We start from the raw sequence: 5,052 nt of genomic DNA on the forward strand, positions 1-5,052 counted from the left end.
CGCCACTTGTCTGGATTGGCTCAATACGTTGCAGAACCCGGACGGTGGGTTCGGCGATCGTCCCGGATGGGCATCGCGCCTTTACAGTACCTACTACGTGTTGCATTCCGCGCAGATTTTGGCGGGTAGCGTCCGACGGGGAATTACGCATAAACAACTGAAAGAGGGAACCCCAGCGGTAATCCCGGAAGGAAAGTACCGTATTTTTCATGCGGAGCATAAGAGCCCGCCGGGCGACAGCAGCATGGTCGATACGGCTGCCGCGATGGGTTTTAATCTTTTGGCAGTCAAGATCACGGAAAAACAAATCGACACCACCGAAGGCATGAGTCAGATGGTGAAGCAAGCCCGCGCCTACGCCAATCAAAAGGGCTATCCGCTGGAAATAGTGGACTTTCCCGAAAATTATAGCCACCGGCTGCAATGGCCCAGCGGACAACCCGCCGACCACGTTTCCAATATGCTTATTCCGCCCGATTTGTCGGCGCAGGAGTTGTCGGAATACAAAGCGGCTTACGCGTTGGGGAAAAAGGGCCTGCCCTGGACAGACTTTAAAGAGCAAGTCGTCGAACCCATGCTGAACCTGAATACGCTTTTTTACCCGGAACTAGATTATACTATGACCAACGCTTATCAGGTGTACGACGACGGACTGGACGGACAAGCGGGCTACAACGCCATTCCGGGGGCGCACTTCGGTAATTCCGACTGGATGCGACACTTCCCGTACAAGGAGCGATGGATTGGCCAATTGCCCATCGTGGCCGACGCCGACGCCCATGGTGATATCAACCAATGGCGAAAGTACCTGGATGAGTTTCGCAACCTGTACATTGCCGAAGATTATCACTACGCAAATTACATCGATGCTGCGCAAAACGGGCGAGTGGTCTGCGTGATCCGGTACGAGTCAGGCGAAATTCGGTACTACGGTGCTGAGCCGGCGGTGGCTTATCTCAAAAAGCACCGCTCGGAATGGCAATGGTGGTAGGTGGCAGGCCTCTCACTCCACTTCCGATTCGTCCCCTTTCTTTTTTCCCGTCGGCAATGGTTGCCCCAGTAAATCGTGGTTGGGCGTGAAACCATTGCCGTCCACATCGACGAATACAGGATTCGCGAGGGCAATGGGCAAGGCCGTTTTCATTTTTCCACCCGTTACCAGACCTATATTTTCGCCCTTTCCGTAAGCCAAAACGATAAGGTGGGCATCAGATTTCAGAACCAGAGGAATAGTTTCGGCAAAGACGGCGGGTGAATTTCTGAACATCGCCGGGTGCGTTCTTTTTGTAAAAATAAGGCTACTGTCCGCCCGGCCATTGACCAAAATCTGCACCGTATTGATAGGTGCCCAGTTGGCTGTCATTACCTTCACCTGAATATTTACCTTCCCGTCGATGGCTTTAATTTCTTCGCCCGGAAAGGCACCGTTCATCCTGACATCCAGAAAAGGCCCGTCACTGATAACGACGCGGCCTTTTTTGACCTGCTCCGCCACTTCCACGGCGTCGATCTTGGCGGGTTTGTCGCGCTTGACGTACACGTAGTTGAACAACGAACCGCTGCCGTGGCCAACCGAGTGGTTGTCCGAATTGGCGGTGCCAAAAATTCGGTAACCCAGATTCAGCATCTGCAGCCAATGGAACGAGCGGGTATCCGTGCTTCCGCCGTTGACCGTCTCGGGTAGTTCTGCAAGCGTTTCCCGAATCTCCATGACATCCGTGATACTTTCGGTGCCAAACCCTTGGTCTATTTCTCCATCCCTGTCTTTATCAAAATACAGCCAGCCGATGTTCGGGTGGTTTTGTTGCATGAGTTTGAAGCGATCCTGGTCGTAGTGGTACAGGCGACTCATTTGCACCAGCGGATCCTTGTCCGTTTTGGGCGCACCGTAGCCGCGTCCAGTTTTGGTGCGCAGGGGAAAGGCGATTTGGTGATTGATGTCGCCCGGACCGGGTCGTCCGCTTAGCTCGATCCCCGCCGCCGACGCGATGAGGTTTTGAAAACCCATCGACCGAATGACCTCGGTGTAGGAACTGATGCGGTTGTGTTCGGTGGCCGGGGCAAACTCGATGCCCGAGGCGGCCAGATTGATAACCCGATCCTCGCGGCCTACGTTGGAATCGCCGCTACCCGTAGAGTGGTTATGCAGGTCGGCGATGATCCAGTTTGGGGTAGAGAAAAGCCTCTGCATCTGGATTACCAGAGGTTTGGCTTCCCCTCGGGCCAGCGAAACTTCTTGTACTCCGGCCTGATATTCCGGGCCGTGCGAGACGATGACCTGGTAGTTTCCCGGCGGGAGCGGGACGGTAAAATCTTTGGTGTGGCTGTAGAATAAACTGAAAGCGCCTTCGCTGCGCGTATCTGGGCCCAGGGTCGGATTTTTCGTTCCATTCACGCCCCGAAATTCCACTTTCACGGGCAGCACCTCTCCCTTCGTCCCGGTCACCCGAAACAGTATTTTCGTTTCGGATTGCATTATGAGGGCAAGCATTTTATCGTTGGGAATCGAAATTTCCCGGCGCAAAGTATCATGACCAAGTTTGGTGGCATCCACGAAGTACCGACCTGGTGGCAGGTACAACCATGCTTGGCCCGAGGAGTCAGTCAGTGAGGAAGATAGCACCGCCTCCTGGGCATTCCGAACCGTGACAAATGCATCCGACACGGCTTTCCCCGTCGTATTTTTTAGGTCAATCGCCAGAGCCGGATATTTTTCGCCGCTGAAAGCCATGTACTGTTTTTGCAAATCCGCCACATCCGTTCCCGTGAGCAGGACGCGCGAAATAGTAATCTGCTGGCCCGGCGGTAACCGCACAGAATCCTCTGCGTACTGAATTTCGTAGCCCAGTTTGATTAAGTTCTTGCGACCCACTTTTCCTTCCGTATAAAGTTTCTGATTGGTGGTGGCTACGCCGTAGGCGGCGTGGTACCAATCGTTTTGGAGGTAGGCCAAACGACTGGCTTCTTTCGGGGCAACGTCGTCCACTTTGTTGTCGCAACGCAACTGATCGTAGGTACGCACGGCCAAGGGCTTGCCGGTTTTGTTTTCGTAGGTCGTCGTCACCCGCAGAAAACCTTCTCTATCGTTCAGGGTGTAGGTTGTCGAGGCAGTGAACGGTTCAGCGGGCGTAGGATACCTGATCGCCCGCAACTGAACGCTGGCCCCGGTGGCCCGCAATACGATGATCGTGTCGGCCGAGGCTATGTCCACCCTCGCGCCCTGCGGATAGTACACCACCAACTGGTCGTTGTTGGCCCGGCGGCTGGTGTAGTCGATTACCGCTCCCTGAATGGACGATACCATTTGGTTGGCCTCCCGGTCAGGGTCAGCTGCGCCAATCACGGCCACGACCAAGCTGTTACGCATCAGCCAGTCGCCCTCCATGCCGTCCACCTCCTTTCCGCCTGGCAGCAGGTTAAGGTTTTTTTGATTCAGGCGGACAATCTCACCGCCAACGGCAGGTGCTACCAAGAGTACGAAAAGTACCATCATAGCCCAGAATTTCCCTGATAAAAAGTATATTTCCTTCCTGCATCCCATGTCTTTACGGTCTTTTCTCGAAGTATTTATCTTTTGAACTCTTCATCTCTTTACGCCTCATTAGTGCTTCGCCCGCCTCGATGGCCAGGTCGGCTTCGATGATGTCTGCTCCCGAGGCGATGATCGCGCGGTAGCCTTTATCCAGTTCACTTTTAGAAATTTTCTTTTCGGTGAAATCTTTGTCGATCGTACGCGAACTACCCACTATTGCCATCGCACCCTTATCGTGAAGGTATTGGAAAATAGCAGCGTCTTTTGGCTGCGTGTGAGTGACAAAGGCCACGACGTTTTCCCAGGGAACGCCCGTTTGCCCGAACTGATCGGCAGCGGCTTGGTCGGGAATAAAGACTTCCATCATTACCTCAGGATTCAGGGAATAGGCTAGTTTGGCGTCGTCAAAATTATTAGCCATGACCATGGCGTTGGCCTCTGCACGATGTTTTGTGATCTCTTCTATCCGCGCCGCGATAGGAACATCCTTGGTGTCAATCACGAGCACTGTTTTTCCCTTCGCCCATTCCAAAGCTTCACCCAAGGTAGGAATGCTGCACTCTGTGACTTGGCCTTCCGTGTCTTTCAGTCGGAGTTTCCTCAATTCTTCCAAAGTGTGGTCGGATACCTTGCCGTGGCCCGTTGTAGTCCGGTCGAGGGTCGGGTCGTGCATGAGGACGATGGCGCTGTCTTTGGTGTAGCGCGGGTCGATTTCCAGGATTGCCCAGGTACGGTGGAGCGTGTTCTCGAAGGTAGCCAGGCAGTTTTCGGGATAGCCCGAGCGCGGCCCGCCCCGATGGGCGCTCACGAACGGAATGCGGTCAGGGGTGTAACGCAGGAAAGCCCGCAGTTGAGCGGGGCTTTCCAGGTCGAGGACGTGAAGTTTTGGAGATTGGGAAAATGAGTTGAAGCCGGGGATAGCGACTAGGGCAATGAGTAGTAGAATCGGGTATCCCCGGCTAATATTTCTGCGCATCCAGTCCCCTACCCGGAAAGCATCCCACAATTCAGAATCATCTGTGGCAGAGGATGAAGACATAGGATAATTTTATCTTACGGCAGTACGCTGCCTGGCTTGAAAGGTACGAATCGCTGTTGCATCACTAAAATATTCTGCGTTAAGGAATCTTTAAAATTGAAGAATAAATTAGTTAAACACAATTAATCATCTGATTGAAGCTCAACATGTTATTCAGCAATGATTCGAACCAAAAAAATCAAATCGAAATCTGGTATTGCATAATCAATGCCCCACGGCGACCGTCGGTCGTCATCATGTTAGGGGCTGAGGCAGCTTTATAAATAGGACGATTCTCGTAGTTCAGGCTCAGTTTGGCAGTGTGGCCTTTCATCAGCCAGTTCACGCCGACATTGAAGATATTCATACCGTTTTCCAGGCGGTCATAACTGGAATGCTGCACCGATGCGTAAGGCTGCAAAGTACCCTGACTACCCAGCAGGTCGTCGGCCATTTTGTAGCCCAATTGCCCATAAACTACTGTACCCGTTCCAAACATGGG

3 protein-coding genes and 1 pseudogene are annotated in these 5,052 nt (G+C 53.1%); 1 reads left to right on the forward strand and 3 read right to left on the reverse strand.

The genetic code is table 11. The features are described from left to right. On the forward strand, nucleotides 1-991 hold a 991-nt coding region (locus ACEW8P_RS24330), incomplete at its 5' end, for a hypothetical protein (RefSeq protein WP_373515659.1). A gap of 12 nt (nucleotides 992-1,003) precedes the next feature. Here ACEW8P_RS24330 and ACEW8P_RS24335 read toward each other — a convergent pair. From ACEW8P_RS24335 to ACEW8P_RS24345, 3 genes and pseudogenes are all read right to left on the reverse strand, one after another. Continuing rightward, complete coding sequence (locus ACEW8P_RS24335; protein WP_373515660.1) at nucleotides 1,004-3,493, reverse strand: CehA/McbA family metallohydrolase; 2,490 nt, start codon at nucleotides 3,491-3,493, stop codon at nucleotides 1,004-1,006. A gap of 52 nt (nucleotides 3,494-3,545) precedes the next feature. Continuing rightward, nucleotides 3,546-4,571, reverse strand: a complete 1,026-nt coding sequence (locus ACEW8P_RS24340) for a glycerophosphodiester phosphodiesterase family protein (RefSeq protein ID WP_373515661.1) — start codon at nucleotides 4,569-4,571, stop codon at nucleotides 3,546-3,548. Nucleotides 4,572-4,749: 178 nt separating this feature from the next. Further along, a pseudogene (locus ACEW8P_RS24345) lies at nucleotides 4,750-5,052 on the reverse strand (hypothetical protein); the annotation flags it as partial.

Origin of the sequence: Persicitalea sp., assembly GCF_041751555.1 — a bacterium.
Lineage (GTDB): Bacteria > Bacteroidota > Bacteroidia > Cytophagales > Spirosomataceae > Persicitalea.